Source organism: Akkermansia massiliensis (assembly GCF_018847375.1).
GTDB classification, from domain to species: domain Bacteria; phylum Verrucomicrobiota; class Verrucomicrobiia; order Verrucomicrobiales; family Akkermansiaceae; genus Akkermansia; species Akkermansia massiliensis.
The window spans coordinates 2,782,112-2,800,186 of record NZ_CP072036.1 but is presented as its reverse complement, the minus strand read 5'-3'; the positions used below and the strand labels follow the sequence as shown (position 1 = coordinate 2,800,186).

13 protein-coding genes and 1 pseudogene are annotated in these 18,075 nt (G+C 57.3%); 8 read left to right on the top strand and 6 right to left on the bottom strand.

The window, feature by feature from the left end:
- Window positions 1-31: 31 nt before the first annotated feature.
- Window positions 32-937, top strand: coding sequence for an SDR family oxidoreductase (locus J5W70_RS11700; RefSeq protein WP_215837071.1), 906 nt, complete (start codon window positions 32-34; stop codon window positions 935-937).
- Entirely contained in the window at window positions 934-2,244 is a 1,311-nt protein-coding gene (locus J5W70_RS11695) for a class I SAM-dependent rRNA methyltransferase (RefSeq protein ID WP_022397119.1), read from the top strand. The genes J5W70_RS11700 and J5W70_RS11695 overlap by 4 nt, the downstream gene beginning before the upstream one ends.
- A 120-nt stretch (window positions 2,245-2,364) precedes the next feature.
- Here the strand turns inward: J5W70_RS11695 and J5W70_RS11690 are convergent, their stop codons facing one another.
- Window positions 2,365-3,306, bottom strand: a complete 942-nt coding sequence (locus tag J5W70_RS11690) for a hypothetical protein (protein WP_022397118.1) — start codon at window positions 3,304-3,306, stop codon at window positions 2,365-2,367.
- Window positions 3,296-4,267, bottom strand: a complete 972-nt coding sequence (locus J5W70_RS11685) for a hypothetical protein (RefSeq protein ID WP_215837070.1) — start codon at window positions 4,265-4,267, stop codon at window positions 3,296-3,298. The genes J5W70_RS11690 and J5W70_RS11685 overlap by 11 nt, the downstream gene beginning before the upstream one ends.
- A gap of 275 nt (window positions 4,268-4,542) precedes the next feature.
- On the opposite strand from J5W70_RS11685, the gene J5W70_RS11680 reads away from it, so the two are divergent.
- A complete protein-coding gene (locus tag J5W70_RS11680) occupies window positions 4,543-7,011 on the top strand; it encodes a phage tail protein (protein WP_022397116.1) in 2,469 nt (822 codons plus the stop codon).
- A 13-nt stretch (window positions 7,012-7,024) separates the two neighbouring features.
- On the opposite strand, the gene J5W70_RS11675 is transcribed toward J5W70_RS11680, so the two are convergent.
- Both J5W70_RS11675 and J5W70_RS11670 read right to left on the bottom strand, forming a co-directional pair.
- A complete protein-coding gene (locus tag J5W70_RS11675; RefSeq protein WP_012420852.1) occupies window positions 7,025-7,306 on the bottom strand; it encodes a KH domain-containing protein in 282 nt (93 codons plus the stop codon).
- 320 nt (window positions 7,307-7,626) lie between these two features.
- Window positions 7,627-8,811 carry a class I SAM-dependent rRNA methyltransferase gene (locus J5W70_RS11670; protein ID WP_022397115.1) on the bottom strand — a complete coding sequence of 395 codons (1,185 nt, stop codon included), beginning with the start codon at window positions 8,809-8,811 and terminating at the stop codon, window positions 7,627-7,629.
- A gap of 680 nt (window positions 8,812-9,491) precedes the next feature.
- On the opposite strand from J5W70_RS11670, the gene nagB reads away from it, so the two are divergent.
- The 3 genes and pseudogenes from nagB (at window position 9,492) to J5W70_RS11655 (ending at window position 12,278) form a co-directional block, all read left to right on the top strand.
- Window positions 9,492-10,235, top strand: a complete 744-nt coding sequence (gene nagB, locus J5W70_RS11665) for a glucosamine-6-phosphate deaminase (RefSeq protein WP_022397114.1) — start codon at window positions 9,492-9,494, stop codon at window positions 10,233-10,235.
- Between the two features lie 603 nt (window positions 10,236-10,838).
- Complete coding sequence (locus J5W70_RS11660; RefSeq protein ID WP_022397112.1) at window positions 10,839-11,531, top strand: type 1 glutamine amidotransferase domain-containing protein; 693 nt, start codon at window positions 10,839-10,841, stop codon at window positions 11,529-11,531.
- Between the two features lie 18 nt (window positions 11,532-11,549).
- A pseudogene (locus J5W70_RS11655) lies at window positions 11,550-12,278 on the top strand (nitroreductase family protein).
- Between the two features lie 126 nt (window positions 12,279-12,404).
- Here J5W70_RS11655 and J5W70_RS11650 read toward each other — a convergent pair.
- Window positions 12,405-13,133, bottom strand: coding sequence for a TlyA family RNA methyltransferase (locus J5W70_RS11650; protein WP_102721986.1), 729 nt, complete (start codon window positions 13,131-13,133; stop codon window positions 12,405-12,407).
- A gap of 185 nt (window positions 13,134-13,318) precedes the next feature.
- Here J5W70_RS11650 and J5W70_RS11645 point away from each other — a divergent pair, with 185 nt between their 5' ends.
- Complete coding sequence (locus tag J5W70_RS11645; protein WP_215837069.1) at window positions 13,319-13,858, top strand: DUF2062 domain-containing protein; 540 nt, start codon at window positions 13,319-13,321, stop codon at window positions 13,856-13,858.
- Window positions 13,859-13,930: 72 nt separating this feature from the next.
- Here the strand turns inward: J5W70_RS11645 and J5W70_RS11640 are convergent, their stop codons facing one another.
- Window positions 13,931-14,629: a pirin family protein gene (locus J5W70_RS11640; RefSeq protein WP_022397108.1), complete on the bottom strand. Its 699-nt coding sequence runs from the start codon at window positions 14,627-14,629 to the stop codon at window positions 13,931-13,933.
- Window positions 14,630-14,837: 208 nt separating this feature from the next.
- Between J5W70_RS11640 and J5W70_RS11635 the strand changes: the two genes are divergently transcribed.
- On the top strand, window positions 14,838-17,999 hold the full coding sequence (locus J5W70_RS11635) for an AsmA-like C-terminal region-containing protein (protein WP_022397107.1): 3,162 nt from the start codon (window positions 14,838-14,840) through the stop codon (window positions 17,997-17,999).
- The last annotated feature ends 76 nt before the right edge of the window (window positions 18,000-18,075 follow it).

The window sequence follows — 18,075 nt, the reverse complement described above, 5'->3', positions numbered from 1 at the left end:
TTTTGGAGGGGGAATGGCTAAGCTCCGTGTCATGTACAGAACATTGGTGTTCGGAGCGGGCGGCCGTGTGGGGAGCCGCCTGGCGGCGCATCTGGAAGAGGAAGGCATGGAAGTGGTGGGATGCGGACGGGACGCCTGTGATTTAAAGGATTTAAAAGCCCTGAAAAACGTGCTGCTTTCCTCCGGCGCCACCCACGTGGTGAACTGCGCCGCCGTGAGCGGCCTGGAGGCCTGCCTGGATGATCCGGAGACGGCGCACCGCGTGAACGCCATGGCCCCGGAGATGATGGCTCGCATCTGCCGCCTGGAGGGCATGCGCTTCATCCACCTGAGCACGGACTACGTGCTGGACGGCAGGAGGGCCGGCCTGAAAACGGAGTCGGACAAGTGCCGCCCCGTGAACGTGTACGGAGAATCCAAGCTGGAGGCGGAACTCCGCGTGCGGGAGGAAATGCCGGAGGCGCTGGTTGCCCGCGTTTCCTGGGTGTTCGGCAATCCGGAACGGCCCTCCTTCCCGGAGATGGTGCTGCGGAAGGCGCTGAACGGAGAACCCCTCTCCGCCGTGGCGGACAAATGGTCCATGCCCGCGTGGGTGGAGGATTTGTGCGGGTGGCTCCGTTTCCTGGCCTATGAAAGCGACGCGTCCGGCGCGCTGCACCTGTGCCAGTCCGGGGAACCCGTCTCCTGGCACGGATATGCCGTGACCGCTCTGAAATGCGCCGTGAAGCACGGGCTGCTGCCTTCTTTGCCGCCCGTGGCGGAACAAAAGCTCGACGAACAGGCCGGTTTCAGGGATGCTCGGCCCCGGCATACCGCCATGTCCTGCGAACGGCTCGCTTCCCTGATGAAGCGGCCCGTGAGGACGTATGAAGAGGCCATCGACCTGGCCGTGGCCCGCTATGCCTCAGATCCAACCTTCCTCTCCCGCATTTCATGAACGATTTCCGCAATTCCCGTGATTCTAGCGATTCCCGCCCCAGGCCCGCCTACCGGGACCGCCGCTCCCAGCCGGGGCGCCCGCGCACGGCTCCCAAAAAGAACCTTTTTGTCAACAAGTCCCCGGAGGGCAGTGAACAATGGCTCACGCCGTGGGTGGAGCTGAAATACTTCACGTACAATCCCGCCGTTTTCCCCCGCATGCTCGGCTCCGTGAGCGGGGAAATAGCCCCGGGAAGCCTGGTGCACGTCTATGACAAGAACGGGGAACTGTTCGGCGCGGGCTTCTGGAACGAGGCCAGCCGCACGCCCCTGCGCGTGGTGTACCACGGGAAGGACGCCTTTACCGAGCGGGACCTGGACGCCGCCCTGGAACGCGCCGTGAAGCTGCGCCGGGAGATTCTGTGCCTGGATGAAACCACCAACGCTTACCGCGTGCTGCACGGTGACTCCGACGGCCTGGGCGGCCTGGTGGTGGACCGTTACGCGGACGTGCTGAGCCTGGAGGTGAGCACGCTGGCCGTCTGGCAGAGGCTGGACCGCTGGCTGCCCCTGCTGCACCGCCTGTGCGGCACGAAGCGCCACGTGGTGCAGGTGGACGAAGGCATTGCCCGCATGGAGGGCATCCGCGCGGAGGACGCCCCGGAATCCCCCGCTCCGGTCCGGCTGGTGAAGATTGTGGAAAACGGCATCACTTATGAAGTGGACTTCGCCCAGGGGCACAAGACGGGCTTCTTCTGCGACCAGCGGGACAACCGCCTTAAATTCGCCTCCCTGGTGAAGGGGGCCGCGGTGCTGGACCTGTGCTGCTACAGCGGCGGCTTTTCCATTGCCGCCAAAATGCTGGGAGGAGCGGCGGAAGTCACGGGCGTGGACCTGGATGAAAAGGCCATCGCCATGGCGAAGAGGAACGGCAATATCAACCAGCAGCGCATCGACTTCGTGCATGCGGACGCCTTTGTCTACGCGCGCCAGATGGTGCGCAACGGACGCCTGTTTGACGCCGTGCTGCTGGACCCGCCCAAATTCATCATCGGCAGGGAGGGATACGAGGAAGGCATCAAAAAATACCATGACCTCAACATGCTGGGGCTGCAATGCGTGCGGCCCGGCGGCCTGTTCGTCACCTGTTCCTGTTCCGGGCTGCTTTCCCCTGCGGAGTTTGAGCACACCGTCATCAAGGCCGCCCAGCGGCAGGGGCGCAAGCTCCAGATCATGGCGATGACCGGCCCCGGCTGGGACCACCCCTTCCTGAGCACGTACCCGGAAGGCCGCTACCTGAAGGTGCTCTGGGCCATTGCCTTGTAGGGAAGGACTGGATATTCAATGTTTCCCCGCACTTTACGAAAGTAATGACTTGAAAAAGCACCTGCCGTTTTTATGGCAGGTGCTTTTGAAAGGTTATTCTTCAAAGGGGAACAGGTGTTTTTATTTCTTTCCCTTCTTTTTAAGAAGTCGGTCATGTTCAACCCGGTGCCTGCCCTGGTAGAGAAAGTCGGTTTCAGGTTCACGGCCAACGGTGTGGTCAATCAGGTTGGGAATGTCTTCCCTGGTGTATCCGGATTGAAGCAGGAATTCTTCTACCTTGGAATATTGACCGGGAAATTCGGAGACGAGCAATTCCATGAACACTTTTTCCAGATGCTTGACTTCGTCTTCCACCATGACGTTTCTTGCTTCAATGAAAGACTCTCCCCACGCTACATCATTGATAAGAATCTTAAGCTCTCTCATGCTGAGTTGTTTGAGTTTTCTCACCTGTTCTTCAGAGCGTTTCCGGTTTTCCTCTGTTTGGGCAGGCATATCTTTAAGATCTTTATAGGCTGCAATCCTGTAGGGATTCTTCTCTCCGGCATTTTTAAACTGTTTCAGAATACGGGCGTAATAGGGAAGCAGAAGTTTCCGAATGACCGTTTTTTTCAGGGGTGGTTTCATTTTCCCGGAATTTCGGACCAGGGTTATATATTTTTCCAGATGGCCGCATACCATGGATTTACGGTTCAGGTCCTCCGCATCGTCCATATCGACATCCGGTTCCGTTTCCCGGTAGGTCTTAAAGGTAAAAACTGGAGCCAGGGCGGCGAGGTAGCAATGCCAGACTTTTTCCTTTAACTCAGTATGGATGTTATCCTGCGTTGTCACTTTAAAAATGAGGGCATCTTGTTCCATCTTCTTGTAAAAGGATTTGAACCGTTTGTCTTTCAGCATGGCGGCAAGCTCTCCGATGCCGGGGGAAGGGTGTTTGTACTGCTCAAGGCAGTCCGGGCTTTCCAACTCAGGAGCAGCCAAGGCGGAATTCCAGCCGATTATTGGCAAGACAAAACAAAGGAATAAGCGTGGCAGTATTTTCATTAAGGTTTTAGCCATCATTGCTGTTTCTTTCAAATTTAATATTGAATTTTTCGACAATCGTATTTGTCGTAGATTCATCAATGGCTTCTATATGATATTTTTGATTAGTTGTGCTCAACAGAATGGTATCTTCTGCTTCGCTTCCCTCTCCTCCATGTCCTCTATGTACATATAATTTGCATACAAGCCAAAATTTTTGAGGATTATATTTCGAATTCTTAATTGTTTCTATAATTTCTTCGATAAAACGATTATCGCCTACCATGTCATAAAAATGATTTTTGTTTCCAACGGAACCGGCAAGATTACAAGTTTTATGTTCATTCGCCAGTTCTGGTTTAGTTTTTGGAGGCTTGGAATTTTTCCCTTCCCACATGAGGCCCCCATCCCGTTCAATGATTTTGATCTTTTTGAAACTGACGTTAGTAGGGGAAAGCGTTAATTGAATAAAGCCTAAAAGGCCATGTTCCCCTTTGGAGAATTGAAACATATCAGTAGATATGGGGTTTCCGTCTCCCATGTCTATTATACCCTCAAATTTTTCTTTCTTTAACTTTTTAGGGATTCTGATATTGATAGTAATTTCAGCTTTTTGACCTTCACTTGTTTCTGCTTTGATTTTTGCGGTCGCGTCCTTCTCCAGGTCATCCTTTGCAGTCAGAGCAATTTTTAATTCTCCCTGAAGTTGTTCGGTATTAACTTGTTTGAACCCATTCCCTTCTATATTCCATTTAAGTTCTTTGATGGCGCCTTTCGGTTTGCCGACAAGCAAGAAAGTGATTTTTTCACCGATCCCGATGTTTTTCCTTTTCCGATCCTCTTCCTTATCTCCTGTTCCGCCTTTGATGTAATAATCTGCAGAACAAAGTGCTGTTTGCTGTTTAATTTGCAGGGGGCCGGTGGCTTCTTCTTCCGTTTCTTCCAGAGTGTCTTCCTCTTCTTCATCAGCCCACAGAAAAACGGAACTGAATAGAATCATCAGAATGAGGATCGACAAACGGGAAAGAAATGAAGGGGGAGTTAGCGGCATTTTATAAAAGAATAATTGAATTTTATATAAAAACATATTACCCGTCAATATGGGTTTTTGAAATATAGGGTTATGAAAATTTTATACCAATAAATGGTTAGTCTGTTCCGTATATGGTGCGCAAAGGAGATTGAAACAGGCAGGCGCCGGAAGAGGCGATTCTTCACATCACCTTTCAGGCGTGTTGACGGCTTTTCCTCCTCCCTGCTTTGGTGGGAAGGAATATGGCAAAACAAGTATTACAGCGGCTCAGTTTCACCGCCGGGGAACTGACCCCGTGGCTGGCCGGGCGCGCCGACCTGGACCCTGTGTCCCGCGGCGCCTCCCGGCTGAGGAATTTCCTGGTCAGCCCCTTCGGCGGACTCCGGCGCAGGCCGGGAACGCGCCTGGTTGCCCGCGCTGGGTGCACGGAGGGGGGCGTGAGGCTGGTTTCCTTCAAGTACTCCACGGGGGTGCAGTTCATGTTGGAAGTGGGGCGCGGCTACATCCGGTATTTCAAGGACGGCGCGCCCCTGCCGGATGCGGAGGGCGGCGTGCTGGAAACGCCTACCCCGTGGAAGACGGACGAGCAGGTGGGGAACCTCCGGATGCAGCAGCTGAATGATGTGATTTACTGCGTGGAGCCGTCCACGCCGCCCATGACGCTGGCCCGCCATGCGGACGATGACTGGAGGCTGGAGGCGCTGGAGTTTTCCGGCATGCCCTATGAAAGCTCCCTGTTCAATGCCGTGAGGCTGGAATGCCGCATGGTGCGGGACGGCAGCGCCAACAGGCTGCTGGCCACGGCGGACGATGATGTGTTCACGCCGGAAATGGAGGGAAGGGAATTTCTGCGCGTCACCAGGAAGTACGGAGAGGCTGTTGTGGAGGGAACGCAGATGCCCTTTTACCATCTGACGACCCTGGACCGGGACCTCTACAAGGGGGAGACTTTTTCCATGGACCGGGAGGACGGCTGGCGGCAGGCCTATACCTGCATCCGTGATTTCAGCCGGAAAAACGACTACCAGCCCGGAGTGAACCGCCCGGAGCGGTACACGGCCTTTTTTGAAAAAGGTTCCGATGCCAGCGCCCGCGTCCATGTCAGCGGCGCGTGGACGCTGGAAACGACGGGCACCTGGGATGCGGAGTGGGAAATCTGCCGGGGGTATCCGGACGGCTCCAACTACCTTCCCAACCAGCCGGAGCTGGTGTGGCATTCCGTGAAGAGCTTCCAGCAGCGGGACGGGTTCCGGAACAACTTTACCCTGAGCGGCAATGAAGAGGAAATGTCCTACTACAAAATCCGCCTGATGGCGTACAGGAACGGCGTTTCCACGGGAACGCCCGTGTTCCGGGCCGCCGCCGGCTCCTTCAACCATGAAATGGTAGTGGAGGAATATGTTTCCCCCCGCAGCGTCTACCTCGCGAACGCCCTTCACCTGTCCTATTACGTGCTGGGCGACTGCGAGACCAATGACTGGTCATTCGGCGCGTTCGGCGTCCGGAACGGCTATCCGTGCACGGTGGAGTTCCACCAGGGGCGGCTGTGGTTCGGGGGTACGCCGGGGCAGCCGCAGACGCTGTGGGCCAGCAGGGTGGATGATTTTTCCGCGTTCACTCCCGGCATTCCGTCGGATTCTCCCATGATTCTGACGATGGCGGCCTCCCAGCAGAACCGCATCTCCTGGATTGCCTCACTCCGGGGGCTGATGATCGGCACCAGTGAGGGAGAGTGGCGCTTGTCCGCCTCCAACTCGGAAGGGCTGAATGCGTCCAATGCCGGGTTTGAGCGCCATTCCGGGGTGGGGTCCGCCTCTCTGGACGCCCTGACGGTGGAAAACAGCCTTCTGTTCGTGCAGCAGGGAGGGATGAAGGTCCGGGAATTGTTCTATTCCCTGGAGGCGGACGGCTACCAGACGCGGGACGTCAGCCTGCTGTCCGACCACCTGCTGGCGGCGGGGATTGTGGACTGGACGGTGCAGAGGAGCACGGCGTTCCACGTCTGGTGCGTGCTGGGGGACGGCAGCGCCGTGTGCATGACGCTGAACAGGGAGCAGAACGTGGCGGCGTGGCACGCTCACCGCCTGGAGCATGGACGCATCCTGTCCGTGGCGTCCCTGCGCGGCTCCCATGGCACGCCGGATGAAGAGGTGTGGTTTGCCGTGGCGCGCGGGGAAGGGGAGCGGGCCTGCATCACGGTGGAACGCCTGGCGGACGGCAACGTCTGCCTGGATGCCTGCACGGAGGCCGTGGTGCAGGGAGAGAAGATGGCCGGCCTGGGCCATCTGGCGGGGTGCGGCGCCCTCCTGCTGGACGGGGAGGGAGCCTGCCTGCCCGTCAGCGTGGACGGGGAGGGGAATGCCGCCTGTCCCGGCAGGCTGGACGGAGAAACCGTGACCGTAGGGCTGGCCGCTCCGGCGGAGGTGAGGACGATGCCCCTGGAGACGCTTGAGACGCTGGGCAGGTTTAAAAAGCAGCTTGGCGCGCGGGCGCTCCTTCATGAAAGCACCCTGAAATTCCGTTACGGAACGGGCCATCCGGATGCGTGGAGGGATTTCCAGCCCGGCAGGTACGGCGTGGCGGAGCCTTATTCCGGCTACGTGCGGATGATCCACAACTACGGCATGGATGAACAGTCCTGCTTCGCCCTCCGTGTGGAGACGCCGGACCAGTTCAATCTGCTGGCCCTGGTGCTGGATGTGGAATTATAGGGCGCGGGAGCGCTTACGGCTGTTCGGCCGCCTCCTCATGGGAAAGCATGTGCACGATGACCTTGATGCCGTGCTTTTCCCCGGCCGCCTTCGCCAGGGAGCGGATGGCGGAGGCCGTCATTCCGTTGCGGCCGATGATGCGGGCCACGTCCGTCTTTTCCAGAATCAGGCGGAAGCGGACGGCGTCTCCCTGCGGAGATTCCGCAACGCGCAATTCCGCCTGTTCCGGATGTTGCACGAATTGCAGGGCGATCAATTGCAGGTACTGGCGGATTTGTTCTACGGCAGGATGCATGAAGGGAAATGTGGGTTATTTCCATTACCCTACTATAAAACCGCCTGATTGAAAAGATGCAATTCCAGACATTCCCTGAAAAAGAAAGTCGCCCCGGTCGTAAAACGACCGGGGCGCCCCAACTACCCTATGAAACTGGATCCGTTAAGATCCAGAGAGCTTTTTTAACGAGCGCTCACCTGCTCGAAACGCAATATAGGACAGGAAAAAGGGATAAGCAAGTATTTTTTCATTGAAACGATTGTTTTTATTCAGGGAAAACAACATCGTATTCTTTACAATATCAGGCCGGAAAGAAGGATATTGTTATAATAACAAAATCATCTGCCGGGAAGCAGTTCATAAGTGAAGCCCTTAAGGTATTCCGTTTCCGGAATGTTCAGTAAAATTGGATGATCCGGTCTTTGGCCGTGTTGCTGTATCAGGCGCAGGGTGGCGGGCGCATCGATGGCGGCGTCGAGAACGCTTTCCCGGAACAGGTCCGCCCCGGCGTGGTGGGAACAGCAGAAGGTGGAAAGAATGCCTCCCGGGGCCAGAAGCTTCATGGCGCGGAGGTGGATTTCCTTATACCCGCGCATGGCGTCATGCACGGACTTCTTGTTTCTGGTGAAGGAGGGCGGGTCCAGGATAATCAGGTCCCACTTGTGCTCCCCTCCGTCCCGGACGAGGGCCGCCTCCTTCTTCAGGAAGTCAAACGCGTTGTCCGTAACGCACTGGATGGAGACGCCGTTCAGCTTTGCGTTGCGCGCTACGGCGTCCATGGCGTCCTGGGATACGTCCACAGCTGTTACCTCCGCGGCTCCGGCAAGGGCGCAGGCCAGCGCAAAGCCGCCCTGGTTGCAGAAGCAGTCCAGCACGCGGCGTCCGCGGGCAAAGCGCGCCACGGCGGCGTAATTGTCAAGCTGGTCCAGGTACAGCCCTGTTTTCTGCCCCGTCTGGAGGTCAATCATGAATTGCACTCTGCCGCTGCTTGCGGCGAAGGGTTCCGGCTCCTGCCCGCGCGCCACCCGGACGGAAGGCTCAATGCCCTCCGCCGCCAGCATGGGGGAATCGTTCCTGACGATGATTCCCCTGGGGGAAAGCAGGTCTTCCAGAACGTTCAGGATAATGGGGAGGCGGCGCTCCATGGCGATGGTCAGCGTCTGGACGACCAGGTAATCCGCGTAACGGTCCACAATCAGGCCGGGGAGGCCGTCAGACTCGCTCCAGACGAGGCGCGTGAGCGTTTCCTCCGGCAGCCACTGGCGGCGCAGTTCCACCGCCTGGCTGATGCGCCTGGAAAAAAAGTCCCCGTCCAGTTCCTGCTTGCGGCGGGAAAAACGCCTGGCGACGATCTGGGAATGGGGGTTGAACATGGCGGATCCCAGGAAGCGGTCCTTGAAATCCTTCAGCGCCACGACGTCCCCCGGCTGGGGATTGCCGAAGACCTTGCGCACTTCCGTGCCGTAAACCCAGTCGTGCCCCTGAAAAATGCGTGCTCTTGGAGAAATAATCAAACCTGCCATGTCAGGAAAGGCAATACATGATCAGGGTGGAAAGTTCAAGGGTAATGCGGAGGGGTGGCGCAAGGGCCGCGGCTGCCGGAGGGAAGGGGATGTCTGTTAAAGGAGAAAAGCTTTTTTCTCTTCCCGTGCTGTTTATGCCCTTGTGGGAAGTAAGAAATAAGCTCCCTGCCATGCTCCGGATGATGGTTCGGGAGGGAAGGCCGGGAGAACCCGCCTGGTGGCTGGACGGAAAGCGAAGCATGCAACGCACGGAACGGATGAATTTGAAAGATGAACGGCTCAACCCTACGCTTCCAGTTGGCCGTTTTCCATTTAAGCCGTGAACCTCCGCTGTCTCTCTTGATGTCCGCGCCCCGGGAACAAGGGCCTCCCGGCCCTCGTAAATCAAAACAAACCGGGTTTTCCTTCCTTGGCAGTCAGGAGCGCCGCAAACCTTTGCGGCAACTGAAGGGGAACTGGATGGTAGCGAAGTAATATTAAAAATAGCCTTTTCTGATTAAAGGGCGCGTCTTTCAGCCGAATATCCATCCGGCTGTGGCAGAAGCCTGCGGTCATTTTCCGCAGCGGGAAGGGTGAAGGCTTCCGTTCCCTGGAATTTTCCGCACAAGTGAACCAATGCGCATCATTCCGGGACTATTTCGGTTGAAAATGCCCGGAAACGAAGTAAAATGTGGCGCGTTATGAAAGTAGAAACTTTTGAAACTCCCCAGGATGCTGCCAAGGCTTTGGCAGGAGAAGTTGCGGAACTGATCCGCACGCGCGCCGCCGAAGGCAGGAACGTGGTTCTTGGCCTCGCCACGGGCGCCACTCCGCTGCCCTTTTATGCGGAGCTGGTCCGCCTGCACAAGGAAGAAGGCCTTTCCTTTGCCAACGTCATCTCCTTCAATCTGGACGAATACAGCGGCCTGGACCACGACCATCCGGAATCCTACTGGTATTTCATGCATACCAATCTCTTCAACCACATCGACATGAAGCCGGAGAACATCAACCTGCCCTCCGGCACGGTGAAGGGTGACGAGATTGCCGCCCACTGCGCCGCCTACGAACAGAAAATCAAGGACTGCGGCGGCATCGACCTCCAGATTCTCGGCATTGGCCGCACCGGCCACATCGGCTTCAACGAACCCGGCTCCGACGATACCACCATCACCCGCCAGGTGCATCTGGACGAACTGACCCGTTCCGACGCCGCCCCCGCTTTCGGCGGCATTGAAAACGTTCCCACCACCGCCATCACCATGGGCGTGGCCACCATCATGGGCGCCCGGGAAGTGGCTCTGATGGCCTGGGGCGAAAAGAAGGCTTCCATCGTGAAGAAGGCCGTTCAGGGGCCTGTGACGGTGGATGTGGCCGCCTCCTACCTGCAGAAGCACCCGAACGCCAAGTTCCTTCTGGACAAGGGCGCCGCTTCCCAGCTTTAATTATCCGTTCAACAACGAACACGCCGCTTTTCCCGGTTCCGTGGAAAGGCGGCGTTTTTGATGGAATGAAGGAAGGCGGAATCTTCTTTTTCCAGCGGGGATGGCGTGGAGGGAGCTCCGTATGTCCGGACCGTTGGCCCCGTGAAGGAAGATTTTGTGTCATTGAGGGGAGTGTGGAACAGCCGTGGCTGCTCCGGTGGACGCAGGCCGGCAGGTAATAAAGAAGGTCCGTTTTTCCCTTCCATGGCTGGTCCGGCGGGATGAAATGGGAGTGATATTTTTATTGTTTATTAAAAATGAATGAGTTTTAATGCTGTGTGGGACGTGTTTTCCTGTTTCCTGATGCGGTTCCGGAGCCCGGAGGCAAACCCGGAGTTCCTGTCAGGGATTTCCTTTAAAAGGGGGATGGCGGATTGGCCGTTTAACCGGCTGCACCTTTTTATTAGGATGGAGTGGCGCATTGACAAGAGTTTCATTTTCCGTGCATGGTTGAAGGTGCCAATAGATGAAAAATAAATATATCCGGCAGTGTGTAATTAATATTTCATTCAGGAATTACAGATGATGGCCGGTTTTTATAGATAGAACAGGAAAAACAGAAATATGAAACAAATGAAGATACTGATGGTCGTAACCGGAACCGGGATGTTTCCCGACGGAAAACAGGAAACGGGATTGTGGCTCAGCGAGCTCACCCACATTTACGACAGAGCGAAAAAGCGGGGATATGACATCGTCATCGCAAGTCCGAAGGGAGGCGACACCCCCGTCGATCCCATGAGTCTGAAAACGATGTACATGGACAAACTGTCCAAAAGCTGCTGGGACGATTCGGAATTCCGGGATGTGCTGCGGCACACGAAAAGCCTGGATGAAGTTTCCGGTGAGATGTTCGACTGCATTTATTTGGCCGGAGGCCACGGCGCGATGTTCGATTTTACGGATAACGCCGTTCTGCAGGAACTCATCAAAAACCACTATGAAAATAATAAAATAGTTGGTGCTATTTGCCATGGCGTATGCGGATTGTTAAACGTGAAGCTCTCGGACGGACAATATCTGGTAAAAGATAAGAAGGTCACGGGATTCAGCTGGTTTGAGGAAGGTCTGGCCGGAAAGAAAAAGGAGGTGCCTTTCGATCTGGAATCCGCGCTGAAGGAACGGCGGGCGGATTACAAGAAGTCATTGATTCCGATGATGCCGGAAGTAGTGGCCGACGGAAATCTGATCACGGGCCAGGACCCGTTCAGTTCGGAAAAGATGGCTGAAACGGTCATGGGACGGTTTAATCAATAGCAGTTGGCGGTGAATGGCATGAATTTGGAAGAAGCCTTGAATTACCGCCGGGCCGTGCGGGTATTTGATAAAAATAAACCGCTGGACCCTGAAAAGGTGAAACACTGCCTGGAATAGGCCTCCCTGGCTCCCAGCAGTTCCAACATGCAGTTGTGGGAATTCTTCCAAATCACCCGGCCTGAATTGATAGCCCGCGTTGCCGGGGCCTGCCTAGGCCAGCCGGCTGCCGCCACGGCTTCGGAAATAGTCGTTTTCGTGACGCGGCAGGACCTGTACCGGCAGCGGGCGCAATTCGTCCTCGAATTCGAGCGTGGAAACATCCGGCGGAACAGCCCGGAGGAACGCCAGGCCAAACGCATCAGGGACCGGGAATTATACTATGGAAAGCTGATGCCGTTCCTCTATGCGCGCTGCTGCGGTATTTTGGGGGCTTTCCGGGCTTTGCTGGCCAGGGGCATAGGCCTTTTCCGCCCCATGATGCGCGAAGTCTCGGAGTGCGATATGCGCGTCACGGTCAACAAATCCTGCGCCCTCGCCGCCCAGACGTTCATGATTGCCATGGCCGCTGAAGGATACGATACCTGCCCGCTGGAGGGATTTGACAGCAAGCGGATGAAAAAACTGCTGAAATTGCCTCATGGCGCCGGGATCAATATGGTAATCCCCTGCGGCATACGGGACGGAGAGAAAGGTATCTGGGGCGAGCGGTACAGAGTCCCGTTCGATGACGTGTACCATAGGCTCTGACCCGCCGGGGAAGGAAAGTTCCGCTCCGCCGGCAGCGTGCGGCGTCAGCGGGGAGCGGGGAGCGGGAGAGGACCGCCTGCGCTGCGTTCCTGGGGCGCGGCATGCCTCACAGGAAAAGGGTTCCGGCTACTTGAGCCACGCCAGGAATTCATGGTTCCCGTCGGTTCCGGTGATGGGGGAGGGCTCGCAGCCCATCCAGGAGCGGTTTAGTTCTTCCGTGACGAAGGCGCGTATGGAGTCCACCGCCCGCTGGTGCAGGACCGGGTCCCGGACGATGCCGCCGGGGCCGATGTCTTCCGGCTGGAGTTCAAACTGGGGTTTGATGAGCACCAGGGCGTCCCCTCCGTCCTTAAGCAGGGGGAAGGCCGCGGGCAGGATTTTTTTCAGAGAGATGAAAGAGACGTCGGAGACGATCAGGTCCACCTGTTCTCCGATGTCTTCCGGAGTCATGTAGCGGGCGTTGAATTTCTCCTTCACGACGACGCGGGGATCCTGCCGCAGTTTCCAGACGAGCTGGTTGGTGCCGACGTCGATCGCGTGCACTTTGACGGCGCCGTGCTGGAGCAGGCAGTCCGTAAAGCCTCCGGTGGACGCGCCGATGTCCAGGCAGACCTTGCCTTCCGCGGAGACGGGGAAGGCGTTCAGGGCTCCCTCCATTTTCAGGCCGCCGCGGCTGACGTAGCGGGGGCGGTTCCGGATGGCTATTTCCGCGTCTTCACTGACCTTGAGGCCCGGTTTGGTGGAAGGGTGGCCACCCACGCTCACCTCTCCGGCAATGATAAGCCTCTGGGCCAGTTCCCGGGATTCTACGAGATTGCGGGAAACCAGAAGGACGTCGAGTCGTTGCTTGCTCATGATTCGGAAGGAAGGTGCGTACGCAGGTATTTCATGAAACCGCATGGGGAATCAAGAAAAACCGCGCGAAGAAAGGCATTTGGGGGCAAAAAGGAGGCATGGCGCGCGCTGGAACATTTTACGATTGATTCAGCCCGGATTTATAGGAGACTTTGCGGCGAATGGAACACCGCTACAGGCAATTGATGCGCAAGGTCAGGCTTTACCTGCTGACGGAGGTGCGTAAAAAATCGTGGGCCAGCAAATTCCTTTCCGCCAGGATTTTTGACCATGTTTACTGGTCCTGGAACAGGCAGTCCGTGGCTACGGGCGCCGCCTGGGGGGCCGCGGCGGCGATTGCCCCGCTGCCCATGCAGAGCCTGTGGGGCGTTTTCGCCTGCCTGTGGCGCAAGGGGAATATCCCCGTAGCCATCCTGATGGCGTGGCTTTCCCCTCCCGGCTTCACCTTTTTCGCCATTCCGGCCCAGTGGTGGCTGGGGTGGTTCCTTTTTTCCCTTGTGGGGCTCCCCACGTCCGGAGCGAACTGGCAGATGCTGAAAACGGGAGTGCAGCAATGGTCCTGGGCCCCGTTTGACGGGTTGAGCATCGGCATGGTAAGCCTGGAGTTCCTGACGGGCTGGATTGTTTCCAGCGTGGTGCTGGGCTGCCTGTGCTACGGTCTGGTGCAGCTGGGGTGGGGGATAGGCCATTTTCTGCGCAGCAGAAGAAAGGCTGCCGGGAAATAACAAGAACCCGCCGGCCATTCAGGGCAGGCGGGTCCGGAAGCCGTTTGCGGCCATGGCACGGTGGCGGGAAGGTCAGACGGCCACTTCCATCAGAAGAACGGTTGAGTTCTGGATGGCTTCAATGGTGATGGAGTCCGTATCCGTTATTCCGGCTCCGTCCCGGCGGTGCAGCACCGTGTCTCCGATCTTGATTTCTCCGTCTATCACGAAGACGTACACCCCGGTGTTCTGGCACTTGAATTGATATTCCCGTTCCACGCCCCGGTCGAGTTCCGCCCAGGAGAACCAGGCCTGCTGCATGATGGAGATATCCGTTTCCGGAGCCAGGAAGGTGGAAATCTCATTGTGCTTCAGCAGGGGCTTGATGTCGTAGTCCCGGTATTTGGGGGGCGTGTTGACCCTGTCCGGAATGACCCATATTTGAAGGAATTCCAGGGGTTCCGTGGAACTGCCGTTGAATTCGCTGTGCTGGATGCCCGTTCCGGCGCTCATCACCTGGATTTCTCCGCGGGTGATGGTATGGCTGTTGTTCAGGCTGTCTCCGTGGCGGAGCTGTCCTTTCAGGGGAATGGAAATTACCTCCATGTTCTTGTGGGGGTGGGTGCCGAAGCCTTCTTCCGGGAGAACCGTGTCGTCGTTGAGTACGCGCAGGGCTCCGAACTGCATGCGGTCCGGATTGAAGTAATTGGCAAAACTGAACGTATGGTATGTATTCAGCCATCCGTGGTTGGCATGCCCACGGGAAGATGCACGGTCAATGATGATGTTCATGATTGATAGGGTTGGTATGGAAAGCGGATTCCCGCCTGTAGATGGTTTGACCGGATGGACCCCGGGGCTGTTCAAGGCGCATGACAGCATGTCCGTTGCCGTAAAATAAATCGGCAACACAAATTGATGGTGCAATGTCTCTTATTTTAAGGTAGCGTGTCGCGGTACCTGTGCAAACAAGACAAGGCGTATGGCTCATCGGACATTCATGAGATGGATCAAGGGATTGGTTCCTACGGTGATTATTTTGCTGGGCGCCTTGGTGCTTGGGTGCATCTGTTATGTCTCCATCTGGGGCGCTCCCTCCTTTGTCGTGCAGCGTGTGGAACAGGCTCTGATGGAAAAAGGCATTCCCGTCCACATAGAGACGCTGAAGATTTCCCTGTGGCCCCGCGCCGTGGTGACCTTGAAGAACGTGGAGCTGCTGGATCCTGGTGTTCCTCCGGAGGCGCGCCGCCCCGTGGCCCTGCTGCATGAGGCGGACGTGGCCCTGAACTGGAAGGAGCTGATAGACGGGCAGGTAGTGCCGGAACGGCTGAACGTGAAAGGGCTGGACGTCAATCTTCCCGTGGACGCGGAAAAGCCTGAAAGAGTTTTTTCCACCGCAGGGCTGAATGCGGAGCTGGACCTGGGGCGTCCCGGCATGGTGGACATCGTGAAGGCTGATGCCGTGGTGCAGGGTATCCGCGTGACTGCCCAGGGGGCGTTTTCCATCGGGCAGGGGGATTCCGGAGATTTTACGCTGACGGCTGAAGACATGGCCGCCGCCAGGGAGCAGTTGAACCAGGTGCTTAAATACCTGGACCGGGTGAAGTGGCCGGAGGCGTCTCCGCCCAGCCTGGCCGTCAATTTGAGCGACGACCCGAAAGGGGGAGTGCGCGTGGGCATGGATTTGCAGGCTCCTTCCCTGAGGTACGGGAAAATCCGGGTCAGGGATTTCCTGTTCAGCGGGGATTACGCGGATTCCGTCATCATGGCCAAGCGCTTTACCATGAGGGATGCGGAAACGGCCGGCTTCGTCAATCTTTCCCTCCAGGCCGATTTGAAGAAACGTTCCCTGATCTGGGATGTCCGCAGCACGGCCCCCCTGGTGTCCTGGGCCGTAGCCATTGTTGATGAAGCCCTGGTGCCGCGGGAGATGAAGTTCCTGAGCGAGCCGCACGTACAGGTGTCGGGCCGTGCGGTTTTCACGGAGAACTGGGAGGGCGTGGAGCATCTGAACGTCATGGGCTCCGGTTCCATGGGAGCTTTCTCCGTGCTGGGGGAAAAGTTCCAGAGGGCCTCCTGCGATTTCAGCTATGAGGACGGCAATTTTTATGTGACGGATTTGGACATACGGCACCCCGGCGGCGTTTTTTCCGGCAAGGTGATGGGCGTGGACGGAGAGATCAAGATAGACGTGCACAGCACGCTGCCCATGCATGCGATGCTGGACATGGCCCGGTCCATTGCTCCGGAAGACGTGAAGCTGCCGCCTACGCTGGAAATCAAGGGAGACCCTGAATTGAAAGTGTACGGCACCGTGGGAATGGGGAAGGGCTGGAAAGGGCCGTTCCGGGTGGACCGCCTCCAGATTGAAGCGGCCGTGACGGACGTCTCCTACCAGGGGGTGGAGTTCGCCTCCGCCGCCGCCAGGGGGGAATTGATCGGCCGCTCCATCAATGTCACCCAGTTGGACCTGGCGCGGGAGGACGGCCATGTGAAGCTGGAAGGCAGCTATCTGGGAACCGATCTTGTCTTCACGCTGGAATCTGATTTGAAGCCTGAATTGCTGGTAGCCCTGGCCGGGAATTTGGCGCCCATTCCCGAGAATTTGAAGCTGCCGGAAAAAGCCTCCCTGTGGGTGCACGGCAGGCTGGATATTCCGGAAGGCAAGCCTGTGGAGCCCACGCTGGTCCGGGCGCGCATCAATGCGGAAAACCTGGCCTGGAACAAGGTGCCCGTGAAGACGGCGAATGTGGAGGTGGAGTACCGCCCCAACCAGCTTTTTGTACAGAATTGCCGGATCGGGATGGAGAAGGGCGTTTTTGAGCTGTTCGCCAACGGTTTCCTGGACGGCCAGATGTTCGTGATGGGGCAGTCCACGGTTCCTCTGGAAACGATAGACCGGCTGCTGGGCATGAAGGATGACGACTTTTTTATGAGCCGCTTCGTCTTCCGCAAGGATTCCGGCCTGGAGCTTTCCTTCCAGGGGACGCTGGGCCTGTACAATCTGGAAAAGGCTTACGATTTGCAGGCCACTGTTTCCGCGACGAATACGCGGTACAAGGGCGTGGACCTGAAGTCCGCGCGGGCGGATGCCCATCTGGTGACGGACCAATTGGTGCTGACCAACGTGACGACGGTGGTTTCCAACGGGAATTACCTGTCTTCCGCCGGGTTGTCCGGCGGTCCCGCGGAGTGCACGCTCAAGGCCAAGAGCATAGATTTCCGCTTTGTCCAGGATACGGTGGAGGTTCTGGGCATGGAGGGGCAGGCCTACCCCGGTTATACCATGCGCATGTTTTCCGACAACGCCGCCAAGGTTTTGAAGGAGTTTGTCTTTACCCGGCCCGTGACGCTTTCCGGCGGAGGCATGTTCCCGATGGGGGACGACATGAAGCTGATGAAGGGGCGCATCCGCTTTGACGCCTCCGCGGGGCGCGTGCGCTATCCCTTGCTGGGAACTACGCTGGACCTTGGAAAGGCGAAAGGGGAAATTCTTATTTCCCCGCAGTGGGTGGTGGTGGACAAGATGAAGGGCACCATCTGGGACGGCTCCTTTACGGGGCGCGTGCTGGCGCAGATTGACGATGGGGACGCCCTGAATGGCTCCTTTGTCCTCCAGGACATGAACCTGACCTCCATCGGGAGATCCTACGGCAAGAAGATGGAGAAGGCCACCGTGCACGGGGCCATTGAATTTTCATCCAAGGGAGGCAATATGAACTCCATCCAGGCGAAGGGCGAGGCCGCCCTGGTGCATGGGGACCTGGTGGAAATCCCCCTCTTCGGCTTTTTGGGGGAAGCCCTCTCCAATTATATTCCGGGCCTGGGCCACCTGATCAATTACAAGATCACCAGGGCCGACTGCGATTTTTCCATTGAGAAGGGCTATATCCGCACCAGCAATTTCTCGGCCAAGGGCAGCAATATGTCCCTGGAAGGAGGCGGCTGGATACGCCTTGCCGACTTGCAGGTTAATTCTGATTTCAAGCTGGGGCTTCGCGGCCTGCCGGGGCTGATTACCTCTCCCGTCTTCCTGCTGGCGGGGGGATTGTTCCAGGTGCGCGGCACGGGGCCTTTGAGCAATGTTTCCTGGAGCTTTGCGCCGTTCTCCGGCGGAAAAGCCCCTGTTCCCCCCGCGGCGGCTCCCGCCCGGAGGAGGTAGAGAAGGGGAATGCCGGGTTTCCCGGAGAAAAGCGTCATGGAGCGCCGCATGCCCACGCGGCGACTGAACGGAAACG